12 protein-coding genes and 1 pseudogene are annotated in these 15,003 nt (G+C 63.0%); 7 read left to right on the top strand and 6 right to left on the bottom strand.

Annotated features, from left to right (window positions below; genetic code table 11):
• Nucleotides 1-143 precede the first annotated feature (143 nt).
• Nucleotides 144-1,436 (bottom strand): substrate-binding domain-containing protein, encoded by a 1,293-nt coding sequence (locus JS541_RS12720; RefSeq protein ID WP_214374855.1) that lies wholly within the window; start codon nucleotides 1,434-1,436, stop codon nucleotides 144-146.
• Between the two features lie 216 nt (nucleotides 1,437-1,652).
• On the opposite strand from JS541_RS12720, the gene JS541_RS12715 reads away from it, so the two are divergent.
• From JS541_RS12715 to JS541_RS12695, 5 genes are all read left to right on the top strand, one after another.
• Nucleotides 1,653-2,645, top strand: coding sequence for a LacI family DNA-binding transcriptional regulator (locus tag JS541_RS12715; protein ID WP_214374854.1), 993 nt, complete (start codon nucleotides 1,653-1,655; stop codon nucleotides 2,643-2,645).
• Nucleotides 2,646-2,915: 270 nt separating this feature from the next.
• A complete protein-coding gene (locus JS541_RS12710; RefSeq protein ID WP_214374853.1) occupies nucleotides 2,916-4,265 on the top strand; it encodes an extracellular solute-binding protein in 1,350 nt (449 codons plus the stop codon).
• A 154-nt stretch (nucleotides 4,266-4,419) separates the two neighbouring features.
• Nucleotides 4,420-5,355: a sugar ABC transporter permease gene (locus JS541_RS12705; RefSeq protein ID WP_214374852.1), complete on the top strand. Its 936-nt coding sequence runs from the start codon at nucleotides 4,420-4,422 to the stop codon at nucleotides 5,353-5,355.
• Nucleotide 5,356: 1 nt separating this feature from the next.
• Nucleotides 5,357-6,259: a carbohydrate ABC transporter permease gene (locus tag JS541_RS12700; protein ID WP_214374851.1), complete on the top strand. Its 903-nt coding sequence runs from the start codon at nucleotides 5,357-5,359 to the stop codon at nucleotides 6,257-6,259.
• Between the two features lie 185 nt (nucleotides 6,260-6,444).
• Nucleotides 6,445-7,404 (top strand): hypothetical protein, encoded by a 960-nt coding sequence (locus tag JS541_RS12695; protein WP_214374850.1) that lies wholly within the window; start codon nucleotides 6,445-6,447, stop codon nucleotides 7,402-7,404.
• 39 nt (nucleotides 7,405-7,443) lie between these two features.
• On the opposite strand, the gene JS541_RS15065 is transcribed toward JS541_RS12695, so the two are convergent.
• The 3 genes and pseudogenes from JS541_RS15065 to JS541_RS12680 form a co-directional block, all read right to left on the bottom strand.
• Nucleotides 7,444-7,650, bottom strand: a complete 207-nt coding sequence (locus tag JS541_RS15065; protein ID WP_214374860.1) for a hypothetical protein — start codon at nucleotides 7,648-7,650, stop codon at nucleotides 7,444-7,446.
• A 165-nt stretch (nucleotides 7,651-7,815) separates the two neighbouring features.
• Nucleotides 7,816-9,339 (bottom strand): annotated as a pseudogene (locus JS541_RS12685) (type VI secretion protein ImpB); the annotation flags it as partial.
• A gap of 209 nt (nucleotides 9,340-9,548) precedes the next feature.
• Nucleotides 9,549-10,556: an aldo/keto reductase gene (locus tag JS541_RS12680; RefSeq protein WP_214374849.1), complete on the bottom strand. Its 1,008-nt coding sequence runs from the start codon at nucleotides 10,554-10,556 to the stop codon at nucleotides 9,549-9,551.
• A 253-nt stretch (nucleotides 10,557-10,809) separates the two neighbouring features.
• Here JS541_RS12680 and JS541_RS12675 point away from each other — a divergent pair, with 253 nt between their 5' ends.
• On the top strand, nucleotides 10,810-11,256 hold the full coding sequence (locus JS541_RS12675) for a MerR family transcriptional regulator (protein WP_214374848.1): 447 nt from the start codon (nucleotides 10,810-10,812) through the stop codon (nucleotides 11,254-11,256).
• Nucleotides 11,257-11,290: 34 nt separating this feature from the next.
• Nucleotides 11,291-12,352 (top strand): AEC family transporter, encoded by a 1,062-nt coding sequence (locus JS541_RS12670; RefSeq protein WP_214374847.1) that lies wholly within the window; start codon nucleotides 11,291-11,293, stop codon nucleotides 12,350-12,352.
• Nucleotides 12,353-12,448: 96 nt separating this feature from the next.
• On the opposite strand, the gene JS541_RS12665 is transcribed toward JS541_RS12670, so the two are convergent.
• Together JS541_RS12665 and JS541_RS12660 are read right to left on the bottom strand one after the other, a co-directional pair.
• A complete protein-coding gene (locus tag JS541_RS12665; RefSeq protein ID WP_214374846.1) occupies nucleotides 12,449-13,252 on the bottom strand; it encodes a hypothetical protein in 804 nt (267 codons plus the stop codon).
• Nucleotides 13,253-13,308: 56 nt separating this feature from the next.
• The gene (locus tag JS541_RS12660; protein ID WP_240539365.1) at nucleotides 13,309-14,931 is read right to left on the bottom strand and encodes an adhesin; all 1,623 of its coding nucleotides are present in this window, start codon (nucleotides 14,929-14,931) and stop codon (nucleotides 13,309-13,311) included.
• Between the last annotated feature and the right edge of the window lie 72 nt (nucleotides 14,932-15,003).

The following is a 15,003-nucleotide window of genomic DNA, read 5'->3' as shown; positions in this document are numbered from 1 at the left end:
ACGAGCCATCCGACGAGGCACGCGCTAACACGCCACGTCCGCTCCCACGCGTAGGTTTTCAAACAACACCACGCATGGTGCGAGCGTCAGCGTCGCCACTCAACCCATCAAACAACCAAACACGGTGAGGTTCGGCCCGGCGGCTATCTGGCAGGGGCGAGCGAGCCTCGTTCGACGAATTCGGGCGCGACCATCACGCGTCGCGCCGGCCGCTCGGGATGCAGGTACCGCGAAATGAGCAGGTCGACACTCACCCGTCCCAGCTCGCGGTGCACCGAACGCATCGCCGTGAGCGGACGCGAGTTTGGCGTGATGTAGCCGTCCACCGAGATCATCGACAGATCGGCCGGCATCGCCACGCCGTGCCGCTCCAGCGTCTGCGCAAGCGACATCGCCAGCCAGTCGGAATGGACGAGCATCGCCGTGGTGCCCTCGTCGATCGCCTGCTTGGCCACGGATTCGACGCCGACCGAATCGTACGGCGCGACGTTGGTGCGCACGAACGCGCTGTCCACCGTGTCCAGTCGCTTGGTCACCGACCGCCAGCAGTCCTCGATGTAGTCCGACACCGGCGTATGCGTGAGCGCGAGTCCCAGTCGGCGGTGCCCGAGCGCGACGAACCGGTCGATCACCTGCCGCACGCCGGTGCGGTAGTCGGTCATTACGATGTCCAGTCCGTCCACACCGAACGGCGGCTCGCGTTCGGCCAGCACGACCGGCACCGGAGCGTCCTTGAGCCACTGCCAGATATCCGATCCCTGCATGCGCACGCTTGGCGCGAGAATCAGCCCGATCACCGACGAATCGGACAGGAGATCCTCCACGATGGCGATCTCGTCGCCGTTGTCGTATGTGGTCGATCGCGTTTCGACGCCGAGGTCGTGAGCGGCGGCCTCCTTGTCGATGGCCTGCGACGTGACCGGCCAGTTGAAGCTTGGTTCGGGGAACATCACGCCGATCGTGCCCGACAGCGTGGGAGTCATGCCGTGCGATTGGGCGTCGGCGAACCGGGAGGCTTGCGGGGACGACAGTGGCGGGATGGCCGAGGCGGACGGTTGCAACGGCAGTGATGACAGTGACGCGACCGCCGCGGACGGTCGATTTGCGCGGGAGGCTGCGGACTGGCGGACGGGCGATGGCGGGGCCGATGCGGCGTCGCCGGAGAAGTCGGCGATCTGCGTATCGTCGCCGAGCGCGGTTGCGCCGCCCCGCACGCGACGGATCAGGCCAGCGTTGGCGAGTGTGTTGAGGTCGCGGCGCACGGTGATCGGCGTCGTGTCCAGTGTTTTGGCGAGTTCGTCGACACGCACGACGATGCCGCGCGAGAGCATGCCGAGGATGATGTCCTGCCGCTCGGCCGGCAAATACTTCTTCTCGTCGGTGCCGGTTGCGCCGGCCTCCGACGTGCCTGTGGCTGTTTCGGTGAGAACGGTCATTGCCTCTTCGCTTTCCTGCTGCCGCATCGTGCCCGTGCATTCGTCGCACGTGCTTTTCGACGCGCATGTCGCACACCTTCGTCGGCGCGTGATCATGAATTACGGCATACCATATCACGATCATGTTCGATCATGATCGTTGTTGCACTTTTTTGCATTAGACTTGATTGCACATCGAGCATATGCATGATCGCAATGAAGCAAGGAGAGTTCGTCATGGCACAAGGACGGGTGACGATCAACGACGTTGCGCTCGCGGCCGGCGTGTCCGTATCCACCGTGTCGCGCGCGTTGTCGCGTCCTGGCAGGGTGAACGCCGAGACGGCCAAGCGCATCCGGCTGATCGCCGACGAACTGGGGTATCGCAACGAGACGGTCGAACCGTTCTCGCGCGACCAGCCGAGCGGTCTGATCGCCGCGTTCGTGGCTGATCTGAGGAACCCGCTGTTCTCTGACCTCGCGCACAGCATCCAGCACGAATGTCTGCGCAACGGCTACGGGCTGATGATCGTGGACACCGAGGAGGGCAATGTATTGGAGCGCAAGCTTGCCAGCCTCACCCTGCCGCATGCGGACGGATTCGTGTTCCTTTCCTCTCGCGTTTCGGACGCGACGATCCGCAAAGTGGCGCAGACCAAGCCCGTATTGATGGTCAACCGCACGGTGCGCGGTATTCAGTCGGTGATCGCGGACTGCACCAAGGGCATTGGCGAGGCGGTCGATCTCTTGGCCGGTCTCGGCCATCGCGAGATCACGTATCTGGCCGGCCCGGAGGCGTCTTGGAGCGAAAGCACCCGATGGCAGGCGCTGTACGCCAAATGCGCGGCGGCGCGTATCCGACTACGGCGCATCGACGGGAACGCGCCGACCGGCAAGGGCGGTGCGCTCGCGGTCGACGCGTTTCTCGCGAACCCAACCACGGCCGTGTTCGCCTACAACGATCTCATGGCGATCGGCTTCGTCAACGAACTGCGCGACCGCGGCGTGAACGTGCCGGGGTCGGTGTCAGTGATCGGGTTCGACGGCATCGAACTCGGCTCGCTGATCTCGCCGGCGTTGACTTCGGTGGCGACGCCGTGGCGTGAGATGGGGCAGCAGGCGGCCAGACTGCTCATCGATCAGGTGCGGCACCGCAGCGTCGGCATCTCGCGGCCGGTTGTCTTGCCCACGCGACTGCTGGTTCGTGAGACATGCGCGCATGCGAAATGATCATGGCTCATGTGACGCCGATCGGTTGATTTGTAGCGGTACATAGGCGGTCGTCACTACGTTGTGAACGATAACGGATAATTTGATCGTGTCAATCGTCGGTGATCGCAAACATGGAAAATTTTGGCAAACGACTATCAGGAACGATCAATCAGTGAATAATCAAAACCAAGCGCAAGGTGCAGCAGTGATCACTACGAGGTGACCACAACGAACGCTCACCAAGCGGGTTTCGGCAATGATGTCGGAATGGAAGGAAAGGAAAACACCATGAGGAAAGTCTCTCCGCTCTTCAAGACGGCCGCGTTTGCAGGTGCAGCAGTGATGCTGCTCGCTGGCTGCGGTTCGAGCAACAACGCCAGCGGCGGCAAGACCGAGGCGTTGGACGAGAACGCCAAGACCACGATCACCTTCGCCGGCTGGTCGCTCGACACCACCCCGGAGTTCCAGACCCTGGCCGACGGCTTCATGAAGGATCACCCGAACATCACCGTCAAGATCAAGCAGTACTCCGCCGATGACTACGACAAGCAGCTGACCTCCGACATCTCCGGCAAGAGCCAGCCCGACGTCTTCCCGATCAAGAACCTGCAGAAGTACTACACGTACGCCGCGGAATCCGGCGGTCTCGCGGATCTCTCGGACATCGCGGCTGGCTACGACGGCGACAAGAACATCGACGTCTCCCAGTACAAGCTCGAGGATGGCAAGTACTACGCGATGCCGTACCGCCAGGACTCCTGGGTGCTCTTCTACAACAAGGACATGTTCGAGAAGGCCGGCGTGAGCACCCCTGACGGCACCTGGACGTGGGACGACTACACCAAGGCCGCCGAGGAACTCAAGAAGAAGCTGCCCGCGGCCGGCTACGACGCCAACTCCGTCTACCCGATGTACCAGCACAACTGGCAGTCCGTGGTCCAGGGTTTCGCGGTGGCACAGACCGACGGCGCCTACGACGACTTCTTCAAGGGCGACTACAGCTACCTCAAGCCCTACTATGAGCGTGCGCTCAAGTGGCAGGACGAGGGCCTGACCATCGACTGGAACACCTCGAACTCCACCAAGGTCCAGTACCAAGCGCAGTTCGGCACCCAGAAGGCTGCCATGCTGCCGATGGGCACCTGGTTCGCCGCCACGCTCGTCAGCCAGCAGAAGTCCGGCGACGCCGACCAGTTCACGTGGGGCATGGCTCCGATCCCGCAGAACCCGGACGCCTCCACCTCCGACACCCCGGTGACCTTCGCCGATCCGACCGGCCTCGCCGTCTCCTCCAACATCTCCGGCCAGGAACTGGCCGCCGCCAAGGAATTCGTCAAGTGGGCCTCCGGTGAGAAGGGCTCCGAAGCGCTCGCCAAGATCGGCACCACCCCGGCCTACTTCTCCGACTCCGTCGCCGACACCTACTTCGGCACTGACGGCATGGCCAACGACGATCTGTCCAAGAAGGCCTGGACCACCCACAAGACCAACCCGGAGAACCCGGTCGGCAAGGGTACCGACACCATCCAGGACGTGCTCAAGACCGCCAACTCCTCGATTATGACCAAGACCTCCAGCGTTGATGACGCACTGGCCAAGGCCACGCAGGACGTCAAGGATCAGGGCGTCGTCGAGTAAGGACGATCCATCTGAACCGGTCCCGCCGACCGGACACCGATGAACGGGGGTCTGGGCTGTACCTATCAGGAAACAGTCCGACCCCCGTTCATCATGCCCGCCATCACTTTCGTTTCCAACTTCACCGCACTATATACAAAGGAGTGTTGCAGCGATGACACAGGCTACCTCGGCTGCACAGTCACATGTCGCACCGCCCGACCACAGCAAGGCCAACAAGGCCATCGGCCGGCGCAATCTCATCAACGGCATCGCATTCATCGCGCCGAACTTCATCGGTTTCCTCGTTCTTATCCTCATCCCGGTCATTCAGCTGTTTTACATCGGCTTCTCCAAGTGGAGCGCCTTCGGCGACCCGGTGTTCAACGGTCTGACCAACTGGTCGCGACTGTCGCGTGATTCAAACTTCCATGCGGCGTTCATCAACACCATCGTCTACTCGATCGTCCACATCCCGCTCACCCTCGCCATCGCCTTCGCGCTGGCCGTGCTGCTCAACACCAACCTGAAGGGCCGCGCGTTCTTCCGCACCGTCGCCTTCTTCCCATATATCACCTCGATCGTCGCCGCCGCGCAGGTGTGGAACATGCTGTTCGACGCCAAGAGCGGCGTGATCAACCAGGTCATCAAGGTTTTCACCGGCGGCTGGGCCCCCGGCTGGATGGGCGATACCAAGTGGGCCATGGTCGCGGTCATCATCGTGGCCACCTGGCGTGAGGTCGGCTACTTCATGATCCTCATCCTCGCCGGCCTGCAGACCATTCCGGGCGAACTGTACGAGGCCGCGTCCATTGACGGCGCGAACGGCTGGCAGCAGTTCTGGAAGATCACCGTCCCGTGCATGCGTCCGACTCTGTTCTTCGTCATGGTGACCCTCACCATCCAGTCCTTTAAGATCCTCGACCTGACCCTCGTCATGACCGACGGCGGCCCGGGCACCGCGACCCTCATGCTCGCGCAGTACGTCTACCGCGTGGCCTTCGACCGTTCCGACTTCGGCTACTCGGGCACCGTCTCGCTCGTGCTGTTCGCACTGTGCATGGTCGTGACCCTCATCCAGTTCTGGTACAACAACAAGAAGGAGAAGTAAGATGACTGCCGCAAGCATCACCCCGGTCGCGGGAGCCAAGTCTCCTTCCGCGGACATCCCGTTCAACAAGAAGCCCGTCAGCCCACTCAAGGTCGTCGGCACCGTCATCGGCTACGTGGCCATGATCGCCGTCGCCGCGTTCACGCTGCTGCCGTTCGTCTGGATGCTCCTCGCCTCGGTCAAGCCGAACAACGAAGTGTTCATGGTGCCGTTCAAGTGGCTGCCGAGCGTATGGCACTTCGAGAACTACATCAACATTTGGACCAAGTCCGACATGCTGCTGTGGGTCGGTAACACCGTGTTCTTCGCGATCTGCGTGACCTTCCTGCAGGTGTTCACCGGTTCGTTCGCCGCCTACGGCTTCTCGCGCATCAAGTTCGCCGGCCGCAACACGCTGTTCCTCATCTACATCGCCACTATGGCCGTGCCGTGGCAGTCCTACATGATCCCGCAGTTCAAGATGCTCTCCAGCTGGGGTCTGGTCGACACCCGCTGGTCGATCATCCTGCTGCAGGCGTTCGGCGCGTTCGGCGTGTTCATGATGAAGCAGTTCTACGACACGATCCCCGAAGAGCTCTCCGAAGCCGCCCGCCTTGACGGCCTGAGCGAATTCGGCATCTACTCGCGCATCGTGCTGCCGCTGTCCGGACCGTCCATCGCCGCCCTCGGCATCATCACGTTCACCAACACGTGGAACGACTACATGGGCCCGTTGATCTACCTGCGTGCCCAGAACCTGCAGACCATCCAGCTTGGCCTGAAGACGTTCATCAGCCAGTTCAACGCCGACTACGCGATGATCATGACCGGCTCCGTGCTCTCCATCCTGCCGATCCTGGTCGTGTTCCTCATCGGCCAGAAGCAGTTCATCGAAGGCATCGCCACCTCCGGCATGAAGGGCTGATCCCTCCTTCCGATCGGCTCTTCGGCCCTCGGCCGGCCGGTTCGGCGGCGTTATCCTCCTTGCGCCGCTGGGTCGGCCGAAATCCACACACGGTCTGCATGGTGTGCCTGTAACCATGCAGACCGTTTTTCTGTTATCCGTCGCACCGCCGGCCATCCGCCGCGCAACGCAGTAAGGTTGCAATCATGAGTTCAGAAGACCGCAGCAACAACAACGCCTCGCCCGACGCGACCAACAAGTGGTTCCAGGCCGACGCGTTCATGCATATCGTCAACTCGGTGGTGGTGATGATCCTGGCTGGCATCTGCTGCCTGATCGCCGCGCTGCCGCTCGTGATCGTCATGCTGGTGGTCAACGACCTCAACTACTGGCCGCTGTACTTCGCGGCCGCGGGGCTCTCCTCGCCGGCGGTTGCGGCGCTGTACGCGATGTTCCGCGACCATCCGGCGTTGCTCGCGCGCGGTTCGCGGGTGCGCGTCAAGCGCATGCTGGAGGCCGAGGTTGCCCGCGCCGATGGAGGTCATCCCGACGGTGAGGTGGCCGCGTTCCCGCCCGACTGGATCGCCGGGCTGTACGTGCGCCAGGATGTCGCCGTCGCCATGTTCCGCCCGTACTTCCGCGCCTATGCGCGGCTCTTCCCGCGTGCGCTCGCGGCCGGGGCGAGCTGCGCGCTCGTCGGGTTCGCGCTCGTCTACAACATCGCGCTGTTCACGCAGTTCCCGTGGGGCGTGTACGTCACGCCAGCGCTGGCCGTATGCCTCGTGTTCCTGTTCGCCGCGTTCTCGATCGCGATGGTGCTGATCGTGGAATACCCGAAGGCGAGGTATCTGTCGGTGATGCGCAATGCGGTGACGCTGTGCATCCGCCGCGCGTACATCCTGTTCATCACCGCCGTGGCGCTCGTGGCCTACGGGTACGGGCTGTTCCACTGGACGCTGCTCATGATGGTGTTCGGCACCGGCGTGCTGTGGTATCTGATCTGGGGCGCGTCGCGCTGGCAGGCGCAGCGCCTGTTCACGCAGATGGCCGCCGAGTCGGGCGACCCGCGCATCGTCGAGATGTACGAAGTCGCGCCCGCTGGCTCCGGTTCGGCCGGTTCCGGCATCTCCGGCTTCTTCTCCGGCACCACCGACTGGCGGCAATGAGCTGCTGGGCGTGCCCTATGTGGTAGACGCTAGCTGTACTTAGCTGCCCCAGTCGGTGTCGCCGGCGGTCTCGGCGGCATGGATGGCGGTTTCGCGCTCGTGCAGAGATTGCATGAGCACCTGATCATAGCCGGTGAGCGCCGCGAACGGCATGAACTGGGCGGCGCGGTTGAGACGCGTCATGGGCGGGTGCTCGGCGGAGGCATGGTGCGGCAAGTCGATGATGTCGTCGTATCGGTGGGTGATGCGTAGCGTTGACCGGGGTCGGAGTTCTGATGGAGTAGCGTCGTCATGATCGGGATGCTGGGCGAATGGGGACATGTAGTGGACCGGGATGGACTTGCCACTGGCCGGTTCACCGGATTGGTTATTGGCCTGTTGGCGGTTTTCTCGCAGCGAGGCGGCGGTGCCGCTGGCGTGGCCGCCGATCTGGTTGTTGCGATCTCGGCCGGTGGCGTCCGGTTCGAGATTCATGCCCTTGATCACGGCGTTCTTGCCGAACCGATGTTTGACGGCGAGCAGTGCCTCTTGCACGTTGCGTTCGCGACGCATATCGGTGTGTCGGACGTCCTCCCGTTCGACCTCGTCGAACAGGCTCAGCTGCTCCTCATGGCGTTCGGCCGTGTGCGATGTTGCGGCGTGTATGCCGTCCGTGGATCCGGAGTCCGGGCGCAGCCGGCCGACCGTCATGTTGAGTCGCCGCACCATCAGCGTCCGATCGATGATCCGGTCGTACAGGCGCGTCATCGCGTCGATGATCGTTGTTGTCGACGACGTATACTCGTCCAATTCCAACGAGCCGTTTGCTGGTCGCGGTACCTTCTTGCCATAGCGGTTCGTCGACACCGGCGCGGAACCTTCGAACCCCTCCTTGCCTTCGTAGCCGATGTACAGGCCGACCTGATCGGTCACCAGTCCCTTGTCGACCAGTTCCAGTGACATCGCATCCGCCATTTCGCGCAGGACCAGCCGTGCCGAATCGGCAGAATACGGCCGATGCAGCACCTGTCCGTTGCTCAGGGAATTCTCCGCGGGCCGGTATGCCTTGATATCCGCGATTTCGCAAGGTTCCCAGCCCCATGCGTGGTCGATGAGCAATTCGGCGTTCACACCGAACATACGGTACAGGAGGGCCTCGTTGTAGTAATCGTTCGCACGGCCCAGCGAGCAACGCGCCACATCGCCCATCGTGAGTAGGCCGACGGATTCGAGCCGGCGCGCATACCCGCGCCCGACGCGCCAGAAATCGGTGAGCGGGCGATGATCCCACAGCAGACGGCGGTACGAGTCCTCATCGAGTTCGGCCACGCGTACACCGTCGCGATCCGCGGGCATATGCTTGGCGACGATGTCCATCGCGATCTTGGCAAGGTACATGTTCGTGCCGATGCCGGCCGTTGCGGTGATACCGGTCGCATCGATGATGTCCTGCACGATCCGACGTGCCAGTTCGTGCGCGGTGACGCGATACAGCTTGAGATACCGCGTCGCGTCGATGAACACCTCGTCGATCGAGTAGACGTGGATGTCCTCGGCGGCCGCATAGCGCAGGTAGATGCCGTAGATGTCCCCGCTGGTCTTCAGATAGTAGGACATGCGCGGAGGAGCCGCGATGTAATCGATTTTCAGCTGCGGATCGTTCGCCAACCTCGTTGCGTCGGACGATGCGCCGGTGAACCGGTGGCCGGGTGCGTGCATCCTACGCTCCTCGTTGACCCGGTTCAGCGTCTCGACGACCTCGAACAGGCGTGCGCGCCCGCCGATGCCGTACGCCTTGAGCGAGGGGGACACCGCGAGACAGATCGTCTTCTCGGTGCGGGTGACGTCCGCCACCACCAGATTGGTGGTCAACGGATCAAGATCGCGGTCGGCGCACTCGGCTGAGGCGTAGAACGACTTCAGGTCGATGGCGAGATACGTTCGAGTGGCGGTCATGCAGACTATTGTCGAACATATGTTCGACAATGTGAGCGGTGCGTGTCGTCTGTCGCCTGGATGATATGCGCCATCTGATGTGTCCATGCCGGTGCGTATCGTCCATTGGTTAGATGAAATGCACCGGCATGGGCACCGGTAAGGGGTGTTGGCAAAGGGGTGGGCGCCGTGCCGCCGTCGTTGGCGGTCGCGGAAAACACCCTCCGTGCTCAGCCGAGCGCGATCTTGTCGATGGCTGCGAGCTCCTCATCGCTGAACGAGGTGTTCTTCAGCGCGCCGATGTTGTCGAGGATCTGCTGCGGCTTGGACGCGCCGGCGAGCACGCTGGTCACCGTGTCGTCGCGCAGCAGCCAGGCGAGGCTCATCTCCGCAAGTGTCTGACCGCGCTGGTAGGCGATCTCGTTAAGCGCCACGATCTTCGCATGCACGCTCTCGACGCGGTCCTCGTGCAGGAAGCGCGGATCGTGCGCCACGCGCGAATCGGCCGGAATGCCGTTGAGATAGCGGTCGGTGAGCAGGCCCTGCTCAAGCGGGCAGAACGTGATCAGGCCCTTGCCGAGCTTCTTGGCCGTGTCCTTCAGACCGTTGCGTTCGACCGTGCGATCGAGGATGTTGTACTTGTTTTGGTTGATGATGAACGGCACGTGCAGCTCGTCGAGGATCGCGCTGGCTTTCGCAAGACGCTCGCCGTCGTAGTTCGACAGGCCGACGTACAGCGCCTTGCCGCTGGCGACGATCTGCGCGAGCGCGCCCATCGTCTCCTCGAGCGGGGTGTCGTTATCCGGGCAGTGGTGGTAGAAGATGTCCACGTAGTCGAGGCCGAGCCGTTCGAGGCTCTGGTCGAGCGAGGAGATCAGGTACTTGCGCGAGCCGCCGAAGCCGTAAGGTCCGGACCACATCTCGTAGCCGGCCTTGGTGGAGACGATCAGTTCGTCGCGGTGCTTGGCGAAGTACTGATGGATCAGCCGGCCGGCGCTCTTCTCGGCCGCACCCGGCTCGGGGCCGTAGTTGTTGGCGAGGTCGAAGTGCGTGATGCCGTGGTCGAACGCGGTGAAGACGAGCGACTTCATCTGCTCGTACGGCGTGATGTCGCCGAAGTTGTGCCAGAAGCCGAGCGAGATCGCCGGCAGTTTCAGTCCGCTGGTGCCGCAGCGGTTGTAGCGCATCGAATCGTAGCGAGTGGCTGCGGGCGTGTAGTCGAAAGTCGGTTCGAACATATCATCCTCCCATTGATGACGGCCGCGACGGTGGTGTCGTGGCTGGTGTACGGTCGTCGGCTGCCGGACGTGCGGCTCGTATCACGGTCGCATATTGTCATACGAAACGCGTGTCCGATAGCTGTTAGTACTATCATTGCGCTTCAAGTACGCTTGAACGCAAATTGTGGCACCGAGAATCGTCTGTCGGCGTGTCGCAACGTTGCGAGTAAAGTCGTACGGGATACGCAAGACGAGCCGGGGAGACGATACGATGACCGATTGCGACGACCGTGAGGAGACCTACACGATCCGGCAGATGGCCGATCGGTTCCACATGGAACCGTCGACGCTGCGCTACTACGAGGACCAAGGACTGCTGCCGAACGTCGGCCGCACCGCGACCGGCCAGCGCGTTTACCGGCGCGAGCACGTCGACCGTCTCGGCTCGATCTGCTGTTTCAAGGACGCCGGCATGACCATCGACGAACTCAAGCGGTTCTTCACCTACGAGGCCGACGAGGCCGGGCACATCGACGAGATGATGGCCCTGCTCGAGCACCGCCGCGAGGCGATCGAGGAGCAGCGGCGCGCGCTCGACGCCGCCTATGATCACGTGCTGCGCAAGCTCGACTTCTACGGCGACGTGCGCACCAGCATCCGCGAGCACGAGCCGCGGCCGGACTGGGGCATCTACGCGCGCCGTCGGTACGTGCAGTGAGCGGTGCGCTCGTCAGGAAGAGGAAACAAGGGAAATGGGACAATTCGAAATCGTGGTCGGCCAGTTGGTCGGCTTCTTCATCATGCTCATGGTCGGCTACATCTGCGTGCGATTGCGCTTGTACGGCCAGACCGCGCTCAACGGCATGTGCTCGTTGCTGCTGAGCGTGCTCATCCCGCTGCTCGTGTTCTCGAACGCGGTGGACGGCACGACCCGCACACAGCTCATCGACAACCGCGGCGACATCGTACTCACGATCATCATGTACGCGCTGCTGATCGCCGTGTTCTTTGTCGTCGCGCATGTGTTGCGGCTGCGCGGCAATCGTTCGCATATCTTCCAATGCTCGATGATCTTCGGCAACGCCGGATTCATCGGCATCCCGATCCTGCTGTCGCTGTTCGGCAAGGAGGCCGCGCTGTTCGTGGCGCTGATGTCGTTCGTGGACCAGACGATCCTGTGGACGTACGGCGTATGGCTGTGCGATCCGGTCAAGGACGGTACGCACGGCGGTGCGGACAATGATGGGGGAGAACCGGCTACGACTGACAACGTTACCGCAACGACGGCAGCCGCAACAGCCGCAGCCGTACGCTCGGCACGACCGTCATTCGGCAGACGTGTGCTCGCCCTGCTGCGACGGTTCGTCAATCCAGCGTTCGTCGGCAACATGACCGCGCTGATCCTCATCCTCATCGGCATTCAGATCCCGCAGATCGTGCTCGCCCCGCTGCAGAGGATCGGCGCGATGGCGACCCCGATGTCGCTCATCTATCTCGGCGGCCTGTTCGCGCTCACCCGCTGGTGGACGGTGCTCACACGCTACGAACTGTACGTGGGCATGCTGGTCAAGATGGTCGCGTTCCCGCTCGGCTTCTACGCGCTGCTCAACGCGATCGCCGGCTTCCTGCCCATGCCAATCACGCACGACATGATCCTCATGATCACGCTTGTCTCCGCCCTGCCGACCATGACCACGATCGCCATGTTCACCGGACGCACCAACAACATGCCCGAATACGGCGTCGGCTTCGTGCTTGTGACCACGCTGTGCTCGCTGCTCACGCTCACCTTCGTCTCCGCGATCATTCTGTAACGACTCTGCCGGCGGCGATGGGACAGCAAGACGCGAGTAGGCCTCGCCATGCATGATGTGATGCACGGCGAGGCCCACTCGCGTCTTGACTAATGATCAGGATTCGATCGAATCGGAATCGGTACCGGTGTAGCTGCTCGAATCGTTGGACGAGCTGTTGCCGGACTGGCCGTTGGAGCTACCGGAACCGGACTGACCGGAGTTGCCGGACTGGCCGGAACCATTGGAATCGCTTGAATCGTTGCCGGGCATGCTCGGCGGTTCACCCATCTGGCCGTTGCCGGACTGACCGCCGTTCGAGTTGCCGGACTGGCCGCCCATGCCGCCGCCGGGCATCTGCATCTGCTGGCTCGAACCGTTGCCGTCATTGCCGCCGCTGACCGCGTTCACGATCGCCGCGCCGCACGCGCCGCCGATCAGGCCGCACACTAGCGACACGCCGGCCACGATCGCCCAGAACCTGGTCTTCGGATTGGTCTGGTGCGGGGCCGGGACCTGACCCTGCATCGGCTGGCCGGGCTGCCCGTACGGCTGCTGGCCGTTCGGCGCGAACGGGTTGCCGCCGTTCGGCTGGCCGGGCTGCGCATACTGCTGGCCATACTGCCCGTACGGCTGCTGGCCGTAAGCCTGCCCATACTGCTGACCGTAGGCGGTGCCGTAATCCTGCCCCTGCGCGGCGTACTGCGGCGTGGCCTGCTGGGCGTCGGCCCGATCGGTCTGATCGGCCTGCGTCTCGGCGGAAGATTCGGCGGCGGTCGTGGCCTGCACGGCCGGCTGCTGGACGCGCGTTTCCTCCTGGCTCCACTGCCAGTCGGTGCGCTTCGCCGACTCGATCGGGGTCGTGGCCTCGGTGGCGGCAGTGGTGGTGTCGGTGTTCTTGATGGTGTTCTCGTTGCTCATGATGATTCCTTTGTTGTATGAAGTGCGTGATGTGATGGTTGAGGGAATAGGGAGTGTTACGCCATCGTCCAGCTGGTGCTGGTGCCGAACTGGCTGTCGAAGTCAGAGCGGTCGATCGTCTCGGTCGCGAGTTCCGTATCGGAGCCGGCGTCCACGGTCGTGGAGTACGTGCCGGTCACGGTCACGGTGATGTCGCTGTCGCCCGACACCACGGTCTTGCCGTTTGCGACGATCGTCACGGTTTTGCCGTCGGAATCGACGACCTTGCCGCCGGACGCGACGTTCAGCGCGGAGATCGTCGTATCTTTGGTGACCACCCACGTCGACGTACCGTCAACGTTCACGGTGATCGGCGCATCGCTGGTCGAACCGTTCGCCGCCGACGAGTTCTCGGTGATCGAGGCCGCACCCGTCCATATCGAACCTTCCAGCAGATACAGATCAACCGACGAGATCGTATCCGCCGTCACGTCGCCCTCCAGCGTCTGGTCGCGTCCGGTGAACGTGACCGTCGCGCCGTTCGAGCCCGCCGAACCCCAGTTGTTGGAGTCGTTGCCGGACGCGTTGATCAGTGTGGCCTTGCTCGTGTCGAAGTCGAGCGTCGTGTTGGACAGTACCACGTCGGCGGTCGTGTTCGTGAAGTAGAACATCGAGCCGGATTCGATCGCGGACTTCAACGTGGAGTCTTTCGCCTGGAACGTCGCGTGCTCGCCGGTGGAGGATTCGGCGTCGCCGGACGTGGACTGGTAGATGATCACGCCGTTGGCGATCGGATCGGAGCCTGTCTTGCCGGTGTTCGTGCTTTCCAGCGTGGAGTTGCTGATGAGAATCGTGTTGTAGCCCTCCATGCCGGCGATCTGGCTGCCGGACGCGGTGCCGGTCACGTTGTTGACCTGCACGTCGCCGGTCGAGTACAGCAGCGGCGAGCCGGAACCGGCCGTCGAGAGCTCGGAATCGGTGACGGACACGTTGCCGCCGCCGCGATCGGTCGCCACGGTCGCGCTGTGGTCACCTTGCGTGTCGGCCGTGACCTTGCCGGCCAGGATCGTGCCGGAGTAGGTTGCGTCAAGCGCTCGCGAATTGTCGGACGTGGTGCTGATTGTCGTGTCGTAGACGAGCGCGGTGCCCGAGTCGGTGGCGAACACGCCGTTCGAGCCGGAGCTGGACGCGGTGAGCTTGCTGCCGGAGATGATCGTCTTGGAATCCTCGCCGACGGTCAGCGAGATCGAGTTGGTGCCGTAGAAGTTGTTGTTGTCGGCGTTGTCGGAGTCGCCGGATTTGGTGAGCGTGGCGTTTTCGATCGTGAGCGTGCCGCCGTTCTGGGCGAGCGCCGCGTTCTGGTCGGAGTCGGTGGCGGTGGTCGTCTCTCCGGAGGAGGTGACCTCCTTGCCGTCTGCGGTGAGCGCGGCGGTGTAGGAGCCGGCGTAGTCGTAGCTCATGGTGTTCGCGCCGCCGCCCATGCCGCCGGGCGCGTTCATGGTGATGCTGTTGGCGGAGGAGCCGTTGGAGCGGCGGACGACGTATGCGGTGCCGGCTCCTGCGGCCATGCCGCCGGCGAGCGCGACGGCTGCGGCGATGGCGATGAGTTTATAGGTGGCGAGCGTCGGTCGTGCGGCAAGTGCTGCGCGGTTTGCGGCGGGGCCGTTACGACGGGCTGCTGTGCGCTTGTTCTTGTTCATGATCGCATCCTTTCGCTTGGATGACTCCAGTAAACGACGCTTTCTGTGGAGCGCTCTGGAGTGTCGCGAAAG

Origin of the sequence: Bifidobacterium sp. SO1 (assembly GCF_018555335.1) — a bacterium.
GTDB lineage: Bacteria > Actinomycetota > Actinomycetes > Actinomycetales > Bifidobacteriaceae > Bifidobacterium > Bifidobacterium simiiventris.
The sequence above is the reverse complement of the archived record's forward strand: the minus strand, read 5'-3'. Positions and strand labels throughout refer to the sequence as shown.

What these genes read in the sequence shown, in the direction of transcription:
- JS541_RS12720 (WP_214374855.1), bottom strand. Translation starts at nt 1,436, where the DNA reads ATGACCGTTCTCACCGAAACAGCCACAGGCACGTCGGAGGCCGGCGCA.
- JS541_RS12715 (WP_214374854.1), top strand. Translation starts at nt 1,653, where the DNA reads ATGGCACAAGGACGGGTGACGATCAACGACGTTGCGCTCGCGGCCGGC.
- JS541_RS12710 (WP_214374853.1), top strand. Translation starts at nt 2,916, where the DNA reads ATGAGGAAAGTCTCTCCGCTCTTCAAGACGGCCGCGTTTGCAGGTGCA.
- JS541_RS12705 (WP_214374852.1), top strand. Translation starts at nt 4,420, where the DNA reads ATGACACAGGCTACCTCGGCTGCACAGTCACATGTCGCACCGCCCGAC.
- JS541_RS12700 (WP_214374851.1), top strand. Translation starts at nt 5,357, where the DNA reads ATGACTGCCGCAAGCATCACCCCGGTCGCGGGAGCCAAGTCTCCTTCC.
- JS541_RS12695 (WP_214374850.1), top strand. Translation starts at nt 6,445, where the DNA reads ATGAGTTCAGAAGACCGCAGCAACAACAACGCCTCGCCCGACGCGACC.
- JS541_RS12680 (WP_214374849.1), bottom strand. Translation starts at nt 10,556, where the DNA reads ATGTTCGAACCGACTTTCGACTACACGCCCGCAGCCACTCGCTACGAT.
- JS541_RS12675 (WP_214374848.1), top strand. Translation starts at nt 10,810, where the DNA reads ATGACCGATTGCGACGACCGTGAGGAGACCTACACGATCCGGCAGATG.
- JS541_RS12670 (WP_214374847.1), top strand. Translation starts at nt 11,291, where the DNA reads ATGGGACAATTCGAAATCGTGGTCGGCCAGTTGGTCGGCTTCTTCATC.
- JS541_RS12665 (WP_214374846.1), bottom strand. Translation starts at nt 13,252, where the DNA reads ATGAGCAACGAGAACACCATCAAGAACACCGACACCACCACTGCCGCC.
- JS541_RS12660 (WP_240539365.1), bottom strand. Translation starts at nt 14,931, where the DNA reads ATGAACAAGAACAAGCGCACAGCAGCCCGTCGTAACGGCCCCGCCGCA.